Origin of the sequence: Streptomyces sp. NPDC006463, assembly GCF_042870715.1 — a bacterium.
GTDB lineage: Bacteria > Actinomycetota > Actinomycetes > Streptomycetales > Streptomycetaceae > Streptomyces.
On record NZ_JBIAHP010000008.1, the window covers coordinates 249774 to 267674 of the forward strand.

Here is a 17901-nt window from a genome sequence, read left to right on the forward strand (position 1 = left end):
CCGTGGCGCTCGACGGGCTGCCCGGGCGGTGAGGCTGCGGAGCGGGTGCCCTGTCTTACGCACATGCTTCAGGTTGCGGGTGTGGCCGTCGTCTGTTCGTCGGTCAGGCGGGCCCGCCAGTCGCTGACGTAATCGTCGGGCATGGACGCCAGGCGGGCGATTTCCCCGTCGCTGCGCCCATCGGACCAGGCCAGGATCCGTGTCACGGTGCGGTTCCGTGCCGCGCGGAAGTCCTTGAGCATGTTCTCGAGGCGTTCGACTTCCTCGGCTTCGCGGACGAGCTGCTGGTCGACGGCGGAGCGTTCCTCGGCGCGCAACCGGCGCAGATGGGCGTCCAGGCCCGTCAGGACCAGACCCTCCTGGTGCGCGGAGTTCTGGAACCCTTCGGCCAAGGCCGCCAGCACGCAGTCGGGGACGTCGGCGAGGGTGGCCCCGGGGGGCTTGGCCGCCTCCCAGGTGCCCCGACCCGCCTCTGTCGTCTCCAGCCAGACGCGGGCGTCTGTCGGAACACGGTCGCCGCCCGCCTGCGCGCGGTAGGCGTACAGGGCGGCACGGTGGCCGTAGAAAGTGAAACCGTCCTCGATCTGCCGGTCGGCGGCGCGGCACATCCGCCCCGGTACACCGCCATAGCCGCTCTCGGGACTGTAGTCGGCGTAGGCATCGAGTTCCGCGTCCGTGGCCAGGCCCCAGGAGGGATCGCACAGACCGGGGTTCATGGCGAGGAACGCGCCGACCTCGACACGCCAGGCAGGGATCGGTGTCGTGCGCAGCCTGGGCCAGCGGAGATCGCCGGAGGGATCGAAGGTGTGGGTCGCGGCCTGCTCGATGTCGTCCCAGGCGGTGGCGGCCTCGGCCGACCACTCCAGTTCGTCGCCCGGTCCGATGCGGTGGATGGAGTCCACGAGCCGCTGCACGGCGGGGAGTATGCGCAGGGCGAGCGCGTGCAGTTCCTCAGCGGTGAAGAAGCGCCAGGAGCAGCCGCGCTGTTCGTCATGGGCCAGGTGGCCGAGCAGCTGCACCATTATTCCGGAGGCCGGGAGGGCCCCGTCGCCGAGTGCCCTGCGGGGGAGGCCGGGGAGCTGGCTGCCGAGGTCTTCGGACGGGGCCCGCCAGTCGATGTCGCCGAACCATACGGCGCCGTCGCGTGCGTCCACTGCCAGCCACTGGTGGTACCCCGCACCCGGGCCGTAGCGCTGCTCCTGCTGCTCGGCGTGCTCGTCGTGCCATACGTACTCGCCCGGAGGCGGGTCCAGCTCCACGGCCATGAAGCCGTCCTCGGGGCGGTAGCCGGTGAGGACGCGGGCCGTTCGCGGCGCACTGTCGGCGGCGGTCATGAGGGGTTTCCTCTCGCTGGAACGTCAACCGCCGCAAACGTAGGGCTCCCGTCACACAATAGTTTAACTTTCAGCCACCGCGTCCGGTAGTCGGACAAGCCGGGAGACCTGGCGTCACCACCTGGTCTACGCGCGTGCGGCCGCCGTCAACTTGGCGCATTTCACGTGGGTTCACGCTTCGTTCGCCTCCGGTAGCCGCCCGCCGCAGCCTCATGCGAGCGCGGCCAGCGCTTGCGCGGCGAGCATCTGCTCCAGGTCCAGGACGGCGCGCGGGGCGTGCCGGGTGTCGATGCGGACGGCGTAGATGAAGCGCGTCAACTGCGGCTCGGCCAGGGGGCGGGCCACGACCTGGGTGTTGGCGCGGGGTAGGGCGAGTTGCGGCATGACGGCCACGCACAGGCCTGCGGCCACGAAGCCGAGCACGGTGTTGAAGTCGTCCCCCTCGTATTGCAGGCGGGCCTGGAAGCCAGGCGTCTTGGCCATCTGGGAAAGAAGTTCCAGGCGCAGTGCGGCCTCCGGAGCCGCGATCCAGGTCTCGGACGCGAGGCTGGCCAGGTCGATGACCTCCCTGTCGGCCAGGCGGTGGTGTGCCGGGACCACGGCCACCACTGGATCCCGTGCGACCAGCGTCCGGCGCAGCATCCGGGGCGGCGGGACGGGGATGAAGTCGTAGTCGTAGCTGAGGGCCAGGTCCATGTCCCCCCGCTTGAGCCGGTTGTAGCAGGCCTCGGGTTCCAGTTGACTGAGGCTGACCTGCACGTGGGGGTAGGCCGCGTGGAGTTGGGCCAGCGCTTGCGGAACGATGCTGGTGGCGGCCGAGGCGAAGGCGCCGAGGCGGATCCGTCCGGCCGTACCCGCGCGCATGGCGTCGAGTTCCACCGATGCCGTCGCCAACGCGTTGCGGACGCCCTGCTCGGCGTCGAGAAGGACTTCGCCGGCCGGTGTGGCGCGCACGGGCCGGCGCTCCAGCACTCTCAGGCCCGCGCGGCGTTCGAGTTCGGCGATCTGCTGGGAGACCGCGGGCGCGCTGTAGCCGAGCTCGCGTGCGGCGGCGTTGAAGGAGCCGTGCCGCACGACGGCTTCGAGGGTGGCGAGCAGGCGGGGGTCGAGTCCGTGCACGGAGTTAAGGCTCACTTATCTGTCGCGAAGATGTGTTTTCTTGTGATTGCGGATGAACGCGAGCAGGATTCTGCTCGCGGCAAGAAAAACGCAAGCCCGCGTTGCCGGGGCGTGACCGCCGCTCCCCTTGCCGTCGCGGTGCCCCTCCGCCAGTGCCCCGTCCGTCTTCTGCCGCAGCCCGCCGCGGCCGGGGACGTCTGCCGGGGCGGGTGTGGATCCGGCCGTCGACGATCACCTCGCATGCCCTGAAAGGAAGTGGTATGCCCCAGCCACCACTCATCGGACTCACCACCTACCTGGCCGACGCCCAGTGGGGCGAGTGGGACCTGCCCGCCGCGGTGCTGCCCGCGGCCTACGTCGGCTGTCTCCGGGCGGCGGGCGGCCGCGCCGTTCTGCTGCCGCCGGACGCGCCGGAGGCCGCGGCCGATGTGGTCGAGCGTCTGGACGCGGTCGTCCTGACGGGCGGTGAGGACCTGGATCCCGCCCTGTACGGTGCGGTGCCCCACCCGCGCACGGGGCCGCCGGTCCGCGAGCGCGACCGGTGGGAACACGCTGTGCTGGTCGCCTGCCTCGCCCGCGACACACCCGTGCTCGGAGTATGCCGGGGAATGCAGCTGATGAACGTGCACGCGGGCGGCACCCTCATCCAGCACCTGCCCGACAGCGTAGGCCACGACGGCCACAACCCCTACCGGGGCCACTTCTGCGCCCACGCCGTCACCACCGTGCCGGGGACCCGGATCGGCGCCCTCCTGCCGGGGACCCGTGAGGTCGCCACGCATCATCATCAGGCGGTGGATCGCCTGGGCGCCGGGTTCATCGTGGCCGCCCGTGCGGCGGACGGCACCGTCGAGGCGATCGAGAGCTCCCGGCACCGCTTCGCCGTGGGCGTCCAGTGGCACCCGGAGATGGGTGTCGATGCGCCGGTCGTGCACGCCTTGGTGGCGGCTGCGAGTTCCGCCGCGAGCGCCGAGCCTGCTCGGGTGGCCGGCCGGAAGGTGCGCCCGGTACGAAGCCCGCCAGGCCCGACTTTCCCGGCACAGGTGTCTTGACACCCTCCTGGCGCAGCCCGCAAGATCGCAGCGTGAACCTGTCAGACAGCCAGACAGGTGGCGTACCGCGGCGCGTAAGCGCGATGGAAGCGGTCTTCGGCCACCTGCGCAGCGCCATCGAGCGCGGTCAGTACGCCGTGGGCGACAAGCTCCCCTCCGAAGCCGAGTTGTGCCGGACCCTCGAGGTCAGCCGGCCCGTGTTGCGGGAGGCGCTCCGGGCCCTTCAGGCCATGGGCCTGACCGTCTCCAGGAGCGGCAAGGGCACGTTCGTCGTGGCGAACACGGTCGAGGACCCCACCTTCGGCGACTACGCCGCAAGCGACCTGCTCGAGGTGCGCCGGCACGTCGAGATTCCGGTCGCCGGGTACGCCGCGCTGCGCCGCACCCCGGAGGACCTGGACCATCTGGGCCACCTGCTCGACCGGATGGAGCAGGAGACCGACACCACCGCGTGGGTGGCGATGGACACCGTCTTCCACCTGGCGGTGGCCGAGGCATCCCGCAACCCCGTCTTCCGCCGCGTCATCGAGGAGATCCGCGACGCGCTGGCGCGTCAGTCGACCTTCCTCAACGAACTCGGCGGCCGGCGCGAGCAGTCCAACTGCGAGCACCGGGCCATCCTCGAAGCGCTGGTCGACGGTTCCGAGCACGACGCGGTGGAGGCCATGTCCCACCACCTGCTGAGGGTCGAGACGACCCTCACCGACATCGTGCGCCCCCAGCGCACGGACACTTCCACGGAAGGCAGACCCGAGGCGTGAGCGAGCAGTTCCTCAAAGACGAGAAGCGCCCCACGGCCCGTCATGTCGACGCCGGGGACACCGGCTACAGCAAGTCCTTGAAACCCCGGCACGTCAACATGATCGCCATCGGGGGTGCGATCGGCACCGGGCTGTTCCTCGGCGCGGGCGGACGCCTCGCCGAGGCCGGGCCCTCCCTGTTCGTCGCCTACGCCGTCTGCGGCGTGTTCGCGTTCCTCGTCGTGCGCGCGCTCGGCGAGCTCGTCCTGTACCGGCCGTCCTCCGGCGCCTTCGTGTCGTACGCCCGGGAGTTCCTCGGGGAGAAGGGCGCGTACACCGCGGGCTGGATGTACTTCCTCAACTGGGCGACCACCGGCATCGCCGACATCACGGCCGTCGCCACGTACACCCACTACTGGCACCTGTTCTCCGATGTCCCCCAGTGGGTGATCGCCCTCATAGCCCTGGCCGTGGTCCTCACCGTGAACCTCATCTCGGTGCGGATCTTCGGCGAACTGGAGTTCTGGTTCGCCATCGTCAAGGTCGGCGCGCTGGTGGTCTTCATGGGGATCGGGATCTTCCTCCTGGTCACCCGGCATCCCGTCGACGGCGCCGTCCCCGGCTCTGCTCTGATCACCGGCAACGGCGGGATCTTCCCCAACGGCCTGCTGCCCATGCTGCTGATCATCCAGGGCGTCGTCTTCGCCTACGCCTCTGTCGAGCTGGTCGGCGTCACGGCCGGTGAGACCGAGAACCCGGAGGAGATCATGCCGAAGGCGATCAACTCGATCATGTGGCGTGTGGGCCTCTTCTACGTCGGCTCGGTCGTCCTGCTGTCGATGCTGATGCCGTGGAGCAGCTACAGCGCCGGCCAGAGCCCGTTCGTGACCGTGCTCTCCCACATCGGTGTGCCGGCGGCCGGCGGTGTGATGAACCTGGTCGTCCTCACCGCCGCCATGTCCTCGCTCAACTCCGGCCTCTACTCCACGGGCCGCATCCTGCGCTCGATGGCCGTCAACGGCTCCGCCCCGCGCTTCACCGCCCGGCTCAGCCGCACCCAGGTGCCCTACGGCGGCATCCTGCTCACCAGCGGCATGTGCGTCCTCGGCGTCGGGCTCAACTTCGTGGTTCCGGCGGATGCGTTCGAGATCGTGCTCAACCTCGCGGCCATCGGCATCCTCGCCACCTGGGGCATGATCATGGTCTGCCACCTCTTCTTCTGGCGGAAGACCCGTGACGGCGAACTGACCCGTCCCTCCTACCGCCTGCCCGGGTCCCCGTGGACCGAACTCGTGACACTGGCCTTCCTCGCCTCCGTCCTGGTCCTCATGTACGCCGACGGAGGGGCGGCGCGCACCACCGTGCTGTGCGTGCCGCTGATCGCCGCGGTGCTGGTCGCCGGCTGGTACGCCGTCCGCGGCCGCGTGGCGCGCGCCGCCGCCAAGAGCGAGGGCTGAGCCGGGCGGCGGGCGCGGCCCGTCCCCCCGGGCCGGGCCTGCCGCCGGCCACCCCGGTCAGCAGCAACCCACCACCGAACGAGGCAGTGATGCGCAGCAGTCTCCTCGCGGACGCGCCCGCGATGCGCGAGCCCCAGCATGCACCCGTCGCCCACGTCACCCGGGGCGGTGTGATCGAGGGAGTCCACTACGGATCCGTCGTCGTCCTCGGCGGTAATGGCGACGTCCGGTTGAGCATCGGAGACATCGAGGCCGCCTGCTACCCGCGCTCAGCCCTCAAGCCGGTCCAGGCCCTCGCCATGGTGCGGGCCGGGCTGCCGCTCGACGGCGCCCTGCTCTCCCTCTCGATGGGCAGCCACTCCGGCGAGGAGCACCACCTCGCAGGTACCCGGCTGATCCTCGAACTGGCCGGCCTCACCGAGGACGACCTGCGCAACGTCCCCGACGTGCCGTACGCCCCGGCGATCCGGGATGCCTGGGTGCGCGAGGGCCGCGGGCCTTCCCGGCTCGCCCAGAACTGCTCCGGCAAGCACGCGGCGATGCTGTACCTGTGCAAGCTGGCCGGCTGGCCCCTGGAGAGCTACCTCGACCCGGGCCACCCGCTTCAGAGGGCGATCGCCGAGGTCGTCGAGGAACTCACCGGCCAGCACATCGCGAACGTCACCGTCGACGGCTGCGGAGCCCCGCTGTTCGCAGTGTCCCTGCACGGCCTGGCCCGCGCCGCCGCCCGCATCGCCACGGCCGGTCCGGACACCGCCGGGCGCCGGGTGGCGGACGCGCTGCGCGTCCACCCGGAGATGGCCTCCGGAACAGGGCGAGACACGGCCCAGCTGATGCGCGCGGTGCCCGGGCTGCTGGCCAAGGACGGCTTCGAGGGCGTCCAGGTGGCCGCGCTGCCCGACGGCCGGGCCGTCGCAGTGAAGATCGCCGACGGGGCGGACCGGGCGCGCATCCCGGTGACGGCCGCAGCCCTCGCCCGGGCGGGAGTCGAGCCGCGGCTGCTCGCCGGGTTCGAGGGCGAGCCGATGACCGGCGGCGGCCGGCCCGTCGGCGGCATCCAGCCGGTGGCGGCGCTGAACCCGCCCAGCATCCCCGCCACCGCCTGACTCCATCCCCTTTCACCACCTTGACCCACCCACCTCAGGAAGAGGGCCGCACACCCATGACCGCCGCCACCCGCAGCGAACACGACCTGCTCGGAGACCGCGACGTCCCCGCCGACGCCTACTGGGGCGTCCACACCCTGCGCGCCACCGAGAATTTCCCCATCACCGGGACGCCCATCTCTGCCTACCCGCACCTGATCGACGCCCTCGCCGCCGTCAAGGAGGCCGCCGCCCTCGCCAACCAGGGACTCGGCCTGCTGGAGCCCGCGAAGGCCGCCGCGATCGTCGCCGCCTGCCAGGAGATCCGCGGCGGGAAGCTGCACGACCAGTTCGTCGTCGACGTCATCCAGGGCGGAGCTGGCACCTCGACCAACATGAACGCCAACGAGGTCATCGCCAACCGGGCGCTGGAGCTGCTGGGCCATGCCAGGGGCGAGTACCGGCACCTGCACCCCAACGAGGACGTCAACCTCGGCCAGTCCACCAACGACGTCTACCCGACCGCCGTGCGGATCGCGACCGTCTCCGCGGTGCGCGGCCTGCTCGGCACCATGGCCGTCCTCCAGGACACGTTCGCCCGCAAGGCCGTCGAGTTCCGCGACGTTCTGAAGATGGGCCGCACCCAGTTGCAGGACGCCGTGCCGATGACGCTCGGGCAGGAGTTCTCCGCCTTCGCCGTCATGCTCGACGAGGACCGCAGCCGGCTCGCTGAGGCCGTCGAGCTGATCCTTGAGATCAACCTCGGCGCGACCGCGATCGGCACGGGTCTCAACGCCCCCGCCGGATACGCCGAATCGGCCCGCCGCCACCTTGCCGACATCACCGGGCTGCCCCTGGTCACCGCGGCCAACCTGGTCGAAGCCACCCAGGACTGCGGCGCGTTCGTCCAGATGTCCGGTGTACTCAAGCGCATCGCCGTCAAACTGTCCAAGACCTGCAACGACCTGCGCCTGCTGTCCTCCGGGCCGCGCGCGGGCTTCGGCGAGATCAACCTGCCGCCGGTGCAGGCGGGTTCGAGCATCATGCCCGGCAAGGTCAACCCGGTGATCCCGGAGGTCGTCAACCAGGTCGCCTTCGAGGTGATCGGCAACGACATCACCATCACCATGGCCGCCGAAGCCGGACAGCTCCAGCTCAACGCCTTCGAGCCGGTCATCCTGCACTCTCTGTCGAAGTCCATAACCCACCTGCGCGCGGCCTGCCTCACCCTCTCCGAGCGCTGCGTGGCCGGCATCACCGCCAACACCGAGGTGCTGCGCGCCACCGTAGAGAACTCCATCGGCCTGGTGACCGCCCTGAACCCGCACATCGGGTACACGGCCGCCACCGACATCGCCAAGGAAGCCCTCGCCAGTGGCCGGGGTGTGGCCGAGCTGGTCCTGGAGAGGGGCCTGCTGCCGGCCGAGAGGCTCGCCGCCCTGCTGCGGCCCGAGGTGATCGCGGGAACCGGCGCGGCTATGGCCTGACACGGGTCCGCTGTCGGCTTACCGGCCGCGTGCGACTCCGGCGCTGCTCCTCACTCCGGCCGTGGCCAGCCGTGGTGCGGTGGCGGGATGGTGGCCGTTCCCGCTCCACGGCGATGCGCTGGGCGCGGCCGCCTGCGGGTGCGCGGACTCCTCCGAGCGGACGGCGACGACGTAGTCCAGCCCGCGTTCCGCCAGGCCGTGGCGGAACGCGGTGATCTGGCCGTAGCCGGCGTCGGCGACGATCACCATCGGCTCCAGGCCCCAGGCGACCGCCTCGTCAATGAGGTCCAGGGCCAGGCGCCATTTCTCCCGGTGCCCGACCTCTTCGGGTAGGCCGGCTTTTATGCGGCGTTCGGTGTCGTCCTGCCACTCGGCGGGCACAAGCAGGCGCCAGTCGCCGTGGGACGACGCGGAGGTGCTGCGGGCCGTGTCGCTCCCGTGCTCGTGGACCACGTGCGACCGCACGCCACGATGCGTCGCCGTCCGAGTCGAAACATCCAGCCACTGGCACTTCGGAGGGTGCGACCCGGGAACTGCTGTGGAGGGTGCGGTGCTGGCTGGGTGTCGTTCCGTAGTGCTCCAGGAACACCTGCCTCATCGTCTAGGCGGAGCTGAACCGCAGCGCCTGGCGATCGAGGCCAGCGGCAGTGCCGTGGAGACGAGGAGTTGTGCGGCCGCCTCGGCTCGGGCGGTCCGTACGAACTGGGCAGGCGTCTGTCCGAGCTGGTCGAGGAACAGCCGGGCCAGGTGGCGCGCGCTGACTCCCGCGTGCGCGGCGAGCGCGGTGGCGCCGAGGTCGTCGCCGAGGACCGTGACCACACCGCTCGTACCAGCGTCTCTGCCTGACTGGGCATGGGAGCGCGCAGATGTCCGCCAAGCCCTCCGCACCCGCGATATCGGCACCGTGTTCCGCCACGGCCAGCAGTACAGCAGGGCCAGCCAGGCGCGCATCGCGGCTGCCGTCGGCATGACGCAGGCCCGAGTCAACGCCATGGACAGCAAGGTGTCCCTCTGGAAGATCTTGGCACTCCGCCCGGTGGAGCGCTCGAGCTGACTCGCCAGTTCCTGGCGGGCGGTCGATGTCCTCGCACACCCGATTGAGCCTTTCCGGGGTCGTGCCGGGTGACGATCAGACGGGCGTGGGCTGTCGCCCGTCAGGGTGTTGTAGAGCCTGGCCAGATGGCCGAGGCGTCGTCGCGGTGCGGGTCGGGCAGCCGGATCGGGCGGACAGGGATGGTGCGTTCGCGGCCTTCGGTGGCGGCCGTCCACGGGGCGGGGTGCCCGGAGTAGCACAGGGTGGTCAGGACGAAGAGGCCGTCGGCGTAGACCTCGACGTACTCGCCAATGGTGAGGATGCGCAGCGTGGCGGCGGGTTCGGTCAGGACGGTCTCGCCGAGCCGGGTCCCCTCGGGGCCGGTGACCCAGAGGTTCTTGCCGTCGCAGCCGACAACGAGGGCGGGGCTGCCGTCCGGGGAATTGGTGCGGAGAATAACGTCGACGGGCCCGGTGAGGCCGATGTCGCCGACTGCGTGCGGGGCGGGGTGCTCCGTTTCCTCGCCGAGCCAGACGTCCAGGCCGGGCCACCATTCCAGGCGGGGCGTCGAACCGTCCAACATGACAAGGGACTTGGGCTGGGCGAGCATCCCGCGGCAGGTCTCGCCGGAGTCAGTGAGGCCGACCCGGCGAGGCGTAGTGTGCAGCACGACGCGGGAGCCATCGGGCGCGACGATGACGCGCGGGGCGTAGGCGCCGGCCGGGCCGAGGGGACCGCGGCGGGTCCAGGGCCCGCGCAGGCTGGGGGCGGTCCACGACTCGAAGCCGCGGGTCGCGCCGATGGAGCCGAGCAGCAGCCAGCTTCCGTCGTCGAGGCGTTCCAGGACCGGGCACTCCAGTTCATCGACGTCACCGGGGGAGATGAGCGGCGGATGGACGGTCCAGTGCTCCAGGTCCGCCGAGGTGGCCAGGGCGACACAGCCGCTGACCTCCACCGGGAGGGAGGCGTCGCTGGCGCAGACGACCATGACCCAGCCGTCCGACGCGTCATCGCGTACGACGAACGGGTCACGCCAGGCCATCTTCTCGCTGGTGCGGTACCAGCGCGGGTCCGCCTCGACGACCGGCCTGGTGCCATGGCGGCGCCAACCGGTGCCGTCCGTGCGGTCCGAGTACGCCAGTCCGACCGACTGGACCGGCCAGCCGCCCGGTGTGAGACCGAAGACGCCGGTGTAGAACATCGTCATTGCGTCGCCGTGCCGGATGGGGTGCATGGTCCACACGGCCTGCTGGTCGAAGCGGCCGGGCAGGCCGTTGCCGAAGGCGGTGCCCTGGGGCTGCCAGTGGACCAGGTCGGTGGAGGTTGCCCGGCCGTAGGAGGTCTCCATCCGCAGATGATCGAACTCCGTTGTCCAGGGCCCCTGCAGGTGCAGCACCGCGTATGTGCCGTCCTCGTCCCGCAGGAGGGCGAAGTCGTTCACGCAGAGGCCGGGCGGGGCGTATCGCATGCACATTCCTGTCGGCTCACAGCGCCCAAACGTATGCGCTGATGCTTGATAACAAAAAGGTCTCTCAAGGATCAGCCCAAGTAAATCCGAACGCAAACGCTTGCGCAACAACGAGGGCGGGTTTACGGTCACGTCACCTGCAGATCACATCGACGTGAAACCAACGGGAGGGAATGCGCCGTGACGGCCAGCATCACCGATGTCGCCCGCGCCGCCGGAGTCTCGACGTCCACCGTGTCCCGCGCGCTGCGCGGACGGCCGGGCGTGTCCGAGGAGGTGCGGACGCAGATCGCGGCCCTCGCCGCCCAGCTCGGCTACACCGCCTCGCGTTCCGCGTCGAGCCTGGCCAGCGGGCGCACCTTCACCATCGGGGTCGTGGTCCCGTACGTGGGCCGCTGGTTCTTCGGCACCGTGCTGGACGCCGCCGAGCAGGTCTTCAGCGCCGCCGGGTACGACGTGCTGCTGTACAACCTGGGATCGCCGGAGACACGCAAGCGTTTCTTCACCAAGCTGCCGATCCGCAAGCGGGTGGACGCCGTGCTGTCGCTCCTCATCCCTGACGAGGAGGAGTCGGCTGCACTGCGTTCACTCGGGGTGCCGCTGGCCACCACGGTCGGCGGAGCCCGGCTCGGCTTCACCGTCGTCGGCATCGACGACCGGGCCGGAACGGAGAGCGCCGTACGCCACCTGGTGAACCTCGGTCACCGACGGATCGGGATGATCAGCGGGTCCAGTGGGCCGCTGCACTGGACCACCCCCGTCGAAAGGCGCAGCGCCTACCTGGACGTCCTGACCGATGCGGGGATAGAGCACGATGCGGCCCTGGAAGCGGACGGCGACTACACCGTCGAGGGCGGTGAGCGGGCCATGACCGAGCTGCTGGCTGTCTCCCGCCCGCCGACTGCCGTGTTCGCGCAGTCGGATGAGATGGCGATGGGCGCACTGCGCGCCCTGCGCCGCCACCGGCTGAAGGTGCCGGACGACGTGTCCGTCGTCGGCTTCGACGACCACGAACTCGCCGACGTGGTCGGACTGACCACCGTCGCCCAGCCGGTTGCCGACCAGGGCGCCGAGGCCGCCCGGCTGCTGCTGCGGCAACTGGACGAACCCGACGCCGAGCCGCCGGGGCAGGTGCAGATGCCCATCCGTCTCGTCCTGCGCGAGACCACCGCTCCGCCGCGCCTGCGCGGCCCGAGGTAACTCCCGAGCGCCGCACCCCCACGCCCCGGAAAGCTCCCCCCGCACTTCGAACCCTCGCCACAGCACGGAGGCCCAAACCATGAGCTCGACCAACAGAAAGTACCGCCGTACCGTCAGTACGGGCCTGGCCCTCGCTCTCCCCGTGGTGGCGCTGGCCGCCTGCGGCTCGGGCGGCGGCACCGATGCCTCCGCCGAGGCCGGAAGCGGCAAGGGCACCATCAGCGTCTGGGCCCACCAGGGCCAGAAGAACGAGGCCAGTGCGCTGCAGAACGCGGTGAAGTCCTTCAACGCCTCGCAGGGCGACATCAAGGTCGACTTGAAGCTGATCCCCGAGGCCGACTACACCAAGACCATCACGGCCACCGACGCCTCCAAGCTGCCGGACGTGATGGAGTTCGACGGCCCGACCATGGCGAACTTCGTCTACAACAAGAAGCTCGCCCCCATCGACACGCACGTCTCCACCGAGACCATGGACAACGCCACCGACGCGAGCAAGGCGCAGGGCGAGGTCGGCGGCAAGCACTACGGCCTGGGCATGTTCGACTCCGGCCTGGGGATCTACGGCAACAAGAAGCTGCTCGACGCGGCCGGGGTGAAGTACCCGACCAGCCTGTCCAATGACTGGACGGCGACGGAGTTCACCGCCGCGCTGGGGGCGCTGAAGGCCATGGACACCGACGGCAAGACCCTCGACCTCCAGGAGACCGGCGGCTACGCCAACGAGTGGGGCACCTACGGTTTCGCCCCGGTCGTCTGGTCCGCGGGAGGTTCCCTCCTCAAGGACGGCAAGGCGGAGGGCGCCCTCGACACCCCGGCCGTGATCTCGGCCATGAAGACCTTCCAGTCCTGGAAGACGTATGTCGACCCCAACACCGACGGCAACGCCTTCGCCAAGGGCCGCGTCGCCCTGAGCTGGGTCGGCCACTGGATGTACCCCGCCTACAGCGAGGCCCTCGGCGACGACCTCGTCGTACTGCCGCTGCCCGACTTCGGCAACGGCCCCAAGACCGGTCAGGGCTCCTGGGCCTGGGGCATCGGCGCCGACAGCAAGAACGCCAAGGCCGCTGGCACGTTCCTGGACACCCTCCTGAACGACGCCAACATCACCGCCATGACGACGGCCAACGGGGCGGTGCCCGCCACCAAGACCGCGCTCGACAAGAGCGAGCTCTACAAGCAGGGCGGCCCGCTCCAGCTCTACGCCGACCAGCTCGCCAAGCCCTGCGGCGACAAGGACATCACCAAGTCCTGCGTCGCCGTCACCCGCCCGGTGACACCCGGCTACCCCCTGGTCACCTCGAAGTTCAGCGAGGCCCTGAACTCCATCTACGGTGGCGCCGACCCCGAGAGCGCTCTGCAAAAGGCCGCCCGCGCCATCGACCAGGACTTCTCCGACAACGCCGGCTACAAGATCCCGTAGGACCCATCGGCCCGGGCGGCCGCGGCTGCCGCGCCCACCCCGCCAGGAACAGGACCCTCCCGTGACATCCGTGGAACCCGCGCACGCCGCGCCGCCCGGCCCGGAGCAGGCCTCATCCGTGACATCCGTGGAACCCGCGCACGCCGCGCCGCCCGGCCCGGAGCAGGCCTCATCCGTGACATCCGTGGAACCCGCGCACGCCGCGCCGCCGGGCCCGGAGCAGGCCTCATCCGTGACATCCGTGGAACCCGCGCACGCCGCGCCGCCGGGCCCGGAGCAGGCCTCATCCGTGACATCCGCGCGATCGACGCGATCAGCGCGGCCGGGCCGCAAGAACCGTGACTGGCTGCACGGACTACTCATGTCCGCCCCGGCCGTCGTCGGACTGATCGTCTTCGTCGGTGTGCCGTTCGGCTACGCCGTGGTGCTCTCCTTCTACAACGTCCGCCTCGGCTCCCCGCTGGAGCCCAACTTCTTCGGCTTGGAGCAATACCGGAGGCTGTTCACCGACCCCGACCTGTCCGGCCCGTTCCTGCGGGCCCTGCTCAACAACCTGACCTTCGCCGTGTTCGTCGTACCCGTGCAGACGGCCCTGGCACTGGCCCTGGCGATCCTGCTCAACCGCAAGCTCAAGGCCATCGGATTGTTCCGGTCGCTCTTCTTCATGCCGGTCGTCTTCCCCATGGCGCTGGTCGCCGTGATCTGGCGACTCATACTGGCCCGCAGTGACCAGGGGATGCTCAACTCCGCGCTGGACGCGGTGAGTTTCGGCAACTGGGGCGCCTTCGACTGGCTCGGCGACTCCGCCACCGCCATGGCCTCGATCGTCGTGCTGTCCATCTGGCAGGGCGTCGGCTTCCAGATGGTCATCCTGCTCGCCGGCCTCCAGCAGATCCCGGGTGAGCTCTACGAGGCCGCCGAACTCGACCGCGCCAGTCGTTGGCAGCAGTTCCGCCACGTCACCCTGCCCGGCATCCACTCCACCCTCGTCTTCGTTGCGATGCTCACCTCGGTGCTCTCCTTCCGGGTCTTCGACCAGGTGTACGTCCTCGTCCGCGGGGGCGGTCTGGATGAGGACGCCACCCGCACCGTGATGTACCAGGCCGTCACCACCGCCTTCGACCAGAACAACATCGGCCAGGCGTCCGCGATCACCGTCGTCTTCTTCCTGATCGTCGTCGTCCTGACCCTCATCCAGCGCCGCGTCGTCCGGCCCGGAAACGAGGACTGACTCATGGGCACGACCCCTACGCCCCTGCGCCGCTTCATGGACTACGCCGTACTCAGCGTGCTGGCCTCCGTCTTCGTGCTACCGGTGATCTACCTGTTCCTGGGCAGCCTCAAGCCGTCCGACGAGATCCTGAACGGTCTCTCCGGCTTCCTCCCGACCGACCTGTCCCTCGACAACTACTCCGCCGTCCTGAGCAGCCTCAACTCCGACAGCACCGGCTATTTCTGGCGCTTCATGGGCATCTCGCTGCTGCTGGCGTTCGTGGTCGTGACGGGCGGCCTGCTCGTCAACTCGATGGCCGCGTACGGGCTGTCACGGCTGAAGTGGCGCGGACGCGAAGCCGTCTTCACGCTCATTCTGCTGCTGATGTTGGTCCCGTTCGAGTCGGTGGCCGTCCCGCTCTTCTACATGTTCAACGACCAGCGCAACACCCTCTACATCCTGGCGCTCCCCTTCATCGCCAACGCCTTCTCGGTCTATCAGTTCCACACGTTCTTCCGTTCGATCCCACCGAGCATCGAGGAAGCTGCCCGGATCGACGGCGCGGGCCCCTGGCGCACCCTCTTCGCGATCATCGTCCCGATGAGCAAGCCGGCCTTCGCCTCTGTGGCGATCCTGACCTTCCTTATCCAGTGGGGCTCGTTCCTGTGGCCGGTGCTGATGGTCTCCGACCCGGCGGTCCGCCCGCTGCCGCTGGAGATGAGCGTCTTCCAGGGCCAGCAGCCCCCGGACTGGGGCCAGATCCTCGCCTTCGGCGTCCTGCTGGTCCTACCGGTGCTGATCGTCTTCGCGTTCTTCCAGCGGTGGTTCGTCCAAGGCGTGGCCAGCTCTGCGGTCAAGGGCTGAGTCCGGCGCGTGTCCATCCGCAAGGTCAAGGACGAACGCTACGACCGAGCCCCTCGCACTGCGCTTTTACAGAGAGACAGCCCATGAACATCCCCACCAGCAGCGTCACCGTCCTCGGCGAGTGCGTCGCCGACGCCTTCACCGACCCCGCCGTGTCCAGCCCCGCCGATCTCGCCCTGCGCGTCCTGCCCGGTGGCGGCCCCGCCAACACCGCCGTTGCCCTCGCCCGACTCGGCACCCCCACTCGCTTCCTCGCCCGGATCTCCAACGACGTCTTCGGCACCCTCTTCCGCAACCGCCTCAGCGCCTCCGGCGTCGACCTGAGCGGCAGCGTGGCCGCCCCCGAGCCCAGCACCCTGGCCATCGCCGACCTCGACGAGACCCGCCAGGCCACCTACTCCTTCTTCGCCGACGGCGCCGCCGACTGGCAGTGGACCGCCGGCGAACTGTCCGACACCGTGCCGGGCGAAACCGTCGCCGTGCACACCGGCTCCCTGGCGCTGATACGCCGCCCCGGAGGCAGCCACATCGAGGACTACCTCGCCAAGGCACGCGAGCACGCCACCGTGTCCATCGACCCCAACGTCCGCCCACTCCTCGTACCGCCCGCCGCCTACCACCAGCGGCTCCACCACTGGTGCGCCGTGGCCGACATCCTCCGCCTCAGCGAAGACGACCTCAGCTTGCTCCTCCCCGGGGCCAGCCCCGAACAGGCCTGCGATACCTGGCACGCGGCCGGCGCGCGCCTCGTCGTCATCACCCTCGGCGGACGCGGCGCCCTCGCCTCCCTCGACGGCGCACGCGTCACCGTCCCGGCCCCGACCGTCGAAGTCATCGACACCGTCGGCGCCGGAGACGCCTTCACTGCCGGCCTGCTGCACCGCCTCACCGCACTCGGACACCTTGGCGGCCGACTCGACGCCCTGACCCTCGAAGGCACCACCGACGCCTGCTCCTTCGCCGCCCGCGTCGCCGCCCTCACCTGCTCCGTCCCCGGCGCAGACCCACCCTGGGCAGAACGTTTGGCGTCCCGGCCCGCCCAGAACCCGGGCGCACGAGGGCACATCCACAGCACATGAGCCTGGGAAACGGCGCCAACCCGTGAGAAGCAGGGACTAACCTCCACCTCCACTTCCGCTTCTCAGGACCGGCTCTCGGATACGCCTCGGCCGGCGGGTCTGTAAAGTTAACGGGTCCCCGGAGGTTGAAGAGCGAGGGGCGCGGCGTGGTTGAGGGATCGGCGAGTGCGGCGACGGCACCAGAACGGCGCCGATGGGGGCCAAGGGGTCGCAGGTTCAAATCCTGTCGTCCCGACTCGCTTTTCGCAGGCCGGAGGCCGTCCTCTCACGACTGAGAGGGCGGCCTTTCGTGCGTTCGGGGCCATGGTGGTCGCAGCCGCGCCTTACGGCCCGTTTCGTGGCTGGCCTGCTCACTCCGGTGAGGGTGCGGTCGATGGTGTCGACCGCTTCGCGGGCTGCCCGCCGGGCGGCTGCAGGTGTTGGCGGTCTGACGGTCGTCGAACGACGTCGTGTATGCCGTCGGCGGGGATTGTCTCGCTCCCCTGTTGCTCACGCCTTTGTCGCGTCGATCTCGGCGATCAGGCCCTCGACGAGGCCCTTGATCTCGTCGCGGATGGGTCGCACGGCCTCGACGCCCTGCCCGGCCGGGTCCTCAAGCTGCCAGTCGAGATAGGTCTTGCCGGGGAAGTACGGGCAGGCGTCGCCGCAGCCCATGGTGATGATGTAGTCCGATGCCTGGGCCGCCTCGGGCGTCAGCACCTTCGGCGTCTGGTCGGAGATGTCGATGCCCGACTCGGCCATCGCGGCCACCGCGGAGGGATTGATCTGGTCGCCCGGCATCGAGCCGGCAGAGCGGACCTCGACGCGGTCGCCGGCGAGGTGGCGCAGGAAGCCTGCGGCCATCTGGGAGCGGCCGGCGTTGTGGATGCAGACGAAGAGAACGGACGCGAGCGGGTTCGCGGACATCGGCTTTTCCTTCATGGCAGGCACGGCCATCTCACGCCACAGACCCGTAGCGTGGTTCAGCCTGGACTGGTGTCAGCCCTCAATGATGTGACAGTATCAGTCCATGATGACGTCAGTCGACACTGATCTGATCCGCGTTCTGGCCGACCCGCTCAGGCTCCAGATCGTGACCCTCCTCGCCAAGGAGACGCTCTGCACCACCCATCTCGTGGAGGAGACGGGTGCGAAGCAGACCAACCTCTCCAACCACTTGAAGGTGCTGCGCGAGGCAGGGGTCGTGGAGACGGAGCCGTGCGGGAGGTTCGTCTACTACCGCCTGCGCCCGGAAGTCATCGAAGGCATCGCCGGTCAGTTCGCCGACCTCGCCCAGACCGCGCGTGCCACCGTCGAAGCGAACCTCAAGCGGTCCTGCCCCTAACCGTCCCGCGTGCCACAACTGCC

The 17901-nt window shown here is 69.9% G+C and carries 17 protein-coding genes; 11 read left to right on the forward strand and 6 right to left on the reverse strand.

Going from position 1 to position 17901, the window contains the following annotated elements:
• Positions 1-68: 68 nt before the first annotated feature.
• Together ACFYOB_RS17190 and ACFYOB_RS17195 are read right to left on the reverse strand one after the other, a co-directional pair.
• Positions 69-1334, reverse strand: coding sequence for a hypothetical protein (locus ACFYOB_RS17190; RefSeq protein WP_388560600.1), 1266 nt, complete (start codon positions 1332-1334; stop codon positions 69-71).
• Positions 1335-1544: 210 nt separating this feature from the next.
• Complete coding sequence (locus tag ACFYOB_RS17195; RefSeq protein WP_053788610.1) at positions 1545-2453, reverse strand: LysR family transcriptional regulator; 909 nt, start codon at positions 2451-2453, stop codon at positions 1545-1547.
• A 260-nt stretch (positions 2454-2713) separates the two neighbouring features.
• On the opposite strand from ACFYOB_RS17195, the gene ACFYOB_RS17200 reads away from it, so the two are divergent.
• The 5 genes from ACFYOB_RS17200 to aspA all read left to right on the forward strand — a co-directional run bounded on the left by ACFYOB_RS17200 (position 2714) and on the right by aspA (position 8274).
• On the forward strand, positions 2714-3505 hold the full coding sequence (locus tag ACFYOB_RS17200; RefSeq protein ID WP_388560602.1) for a gamma-glutamyl-gamma-aminobutyrate hydrolase family protein: 792 nt from the start codon (positions 2714-2716) through the stop codon (positions 3503-3505).
• Between the two features lie 32 nt (positions 3506-3537).
• Complete coding sequence (locus ACFYOB_RS17205; RefSeq protein ID WP_388560604.1) at positions 3538-4266, forward strand: FadR/GntR family transcriptional regulator; 729 nt, start codon at positions 3538-3540, stop codon at positions 4264-4266.
• Positions 4263-5702, forward strand: coding sequence for an amino acid permease (locus tag ACFYOB_RS17210; RefSeq protein WP_388560605.1), 1440 nt, complete (start codon positions 4263-4265; stop codon positions 5700-5702). Before ACFYOB_RS17205 ends, ACFYOB_RS17210 begins: the two co-directional genes overlap by 4 nt.
• An 89-nt stretch (positions 5703-5791) precedes the next feature.
• Positions 5792-6808, forward strand: coding sequence for an asparaginase (locus tag ACFYOB_RS17215; RefSeq protein WP_388560607.1), 1017 nt, complete (start codon positions 5792-5794; stop codon positions 6806-6808).
• 56 nt (positions 6809-6864) lie between these two features.
• Entirely contained in the window at positions 6865-8274 is a 1410-nt protein-coding gene (gene aspA / locus ACFYOB_RS17220; RefSeq protein WP_388560609.1) for an aspartate ammonia-lyase, read from the forward strand.
• Positions 8275-8292: 18 nt separating this feature from the next.
• On the opposite strand, the gene ACFYOB_RS17225 is transcribed toward aspA, so the two are convergent.
• From ACFYOB_RS17225 to ACFYOB_RS17235, 3 genes are all read right to left on the reverse strand, one after another.
• Positions 8293-8739, reverse strand: a complete 447-nt coding sequence (locus ACFYOB_RS17225) for a transposase (RefSeq protein WP_388560611.1) — start codon at positions 8737-8739, stop codon at positions 8293-8295.
• Positions 8740-8868: 129 nt separating this feature from the next.
• On the reverse strand, positions 8869-9093 hold the full coding sequence (locus ACFYOB_RS17230) for a helix-turn-helix transcriptional regulator (RefSeq protein ID WP_388560613.1): 225 nt from the start codon (positions 9091-9093) through the stop codon (positions 8869-8871).
• 335 nt (positions 9094-9428) lie between these two features.
• A complete protein-coding gene (locus tag ACFYOB_RS17235) occupies positions 9429-10775 on the reverse strand; it encodes a mucin-1 (RefSeq protein ID WP_388560615.1) in 1347 nt (448 codons plus the stop codon).
• A 180-nt stretch (positions 10776-10955) separates the two neighbouring features.
• On the opposite strand from ACFYOB_RS17235, the gene ACFYOB_RS17240 reads away from it, so the two are divergent.
• The 5 genes from ACFYOB_RS17240 to ACFYOB_RS17260 all read left to right on the forward strand — a co-directional run bounded on the left by ACFYOB_RS17240 (position 10956) and on the right by ACFYOB_RS17260 (position 16554).
• Positions 10956-11975, forward strand: a complete 1020-nt coding sequence (locus ACFYOB_RS17240; protein WP_388560617.1) for a LacI family DNA-binding transcriptional regulator — start codon at positions 10956-10958, stop codon at positions 11973-11975.
• 79 nt (positions 11976-12054) lie between these two features.
• A complete protein-coding gene (locus ACFYOB_RS17245; RefSeq protein ID WP_388560619.1) occupies positions 12055-13398 on the forward strand; it encodes an extracellular solute-binding protein in 1344 nt (447 codons plus the stop codon).
• Between the two features lie 232 nt (positions 13399-13630).
• Complete coding sequence (locus ACFYOB_RS17250) at positions 13631-14629, forward strand: carbohydrate ABC transporter permease (RefSeq protein ID WP_388560621.1); 999 nt, start codon at positions 13631-13633, stop codon at positions 14627-14629.
• 3 nt (positions 14630-14632) lie between these two features.
• Positions 14633-15475 carry a carbohydrate ABC transporter permease gene (locus ACFYOB_RS17255; RefSeq protein WP_388560623.1) on the forward strand — a complete coding sequence of 281 codons (843 nt, stop codon included), beginning with the start codon at positions 14633-14635 and terminating at the stop codon, positions 15473-15475.
• Between the two features lie 83 nt (positions 15476-15558).
• Positions 15559-16554: a carbohydrate kinase gene (locus ACFYOB_RS17260; protein WP_388560625.1), complete on the forward strand. Its 996-nt coding sequence runs from the start codon at positions 15559-15561 to the stop codon at positions 16552-16554.
• A 489-nt stretch (positions 16555-17043) separates the two neighbouring features.
• On the opposite strand, the gene ACFYOB_RS17265 is transcribed toward ACFYOB_RS17260, so the two are convergent.
• Positions 17044-17460: an arsenate reductase ArsC gene (locus tag ACFYOB_RS17265; RefSeq protein WP_388560627.1), complete on the reverse strand. Its 417-nt coding sequence runs from the start codon at positions 17458-17460 to the stop codon at positions 17044-17046.
• A gap of 103 nt (positions 17461-17563) precedes the next feature.
• On the opposite strand from ACFYOB_RS17265, the gene ACFYOB_RS17270 reads away from it, so the two are divergent.
• Positions 17564-17878: an ArsR/SmtB family transcription factor gene (locus ACFYOB_RS17270; RefSeq protein WP_388560629.1), complete on the forward strand. Its 315-nt coding sequence runs from the start codon at positions 17564-17566 to the stop codon at positions 17876-17878.
• The last annotated feature ends 23 nt before the right edge of the window (positions 17879-17901 follow it).

Excerpts from the sequence above, each read along its gene's own strand:
- ACFYOB_RS17215 (WP_388560607.1), top strand. The coding sequence starts at position 5,792 with ATGCGCAGCAGTCTCCTCGCGGACGCGCCCGCGATGCGCGAGCCCCAG.
- ACFYOB_RS17235 (WP_388560615.1), bottom strand. The coding sequence starts at position 10,775 with ATGCGATACGCCCCGCCCGGCCTCTGCGTGAACGACTTCGCCCTCCTG.
- ACFYOB_RS17270 (WP_388560629.1), top strand. The coding sequence starts at position 17,564 with ATGATGACGTCAGTCGACACTGATCTGATCCGCGTTCTGGCCGACCCG.
- ACFYOB_RS17200 (WP_388560602.1), top strand. The coding sequence starts at position 2,714 with ATGCCCCAGCCACCACTCATCGGACTCACCACCTACCTGGCCGACGCC.
- ACFYOB_RS17245 (WP_388560619.1), top strand. The coding sequence starts at position 12,055 with ATGAGCTCGACCAACAGAAAGTACCGCCGTACCGTCAGTACGGGCCTG.
- ACFYOB_RS17265 (WP_388560627.1), bottom strand. The coding sequence starts at position 17,460 with ATGTCCGCGAACCCGCTCGCGTCCGTTCTCTTCGTCTGCATCCACAAC.
- ACFYOB_RS17255 (WP_388560623.1), top strand. The coding sequence starts at position 14,633 with ATGGGCACGACCCCTACGCCCCTGCGCCGCTTCATGGACTACGCCGTA.
- ACFYOB_RS17260 (WP_388560625.1), top strand. The coding sequence starts at position 15,559 with ATGAACATCCCCACCAGCAGCGTCACCGTCCTCGGCGAGTGCGTCGCC.
- aspA (WP_388560609.1), top strand. The coding sequence starts at position 6,865 with ATGACCGCCGCCACCCGCAGCGAACACGACCTGCTCGGAGACCGCGAC.
- ACFYOB_RS17190 (WP_388560600.1), bottom strand. The coding sequence starts at position 1,334 with ATGACCGCCGCCGACAGTGCGCCGCGAACGGCCCGCGTCCTCACCGGC.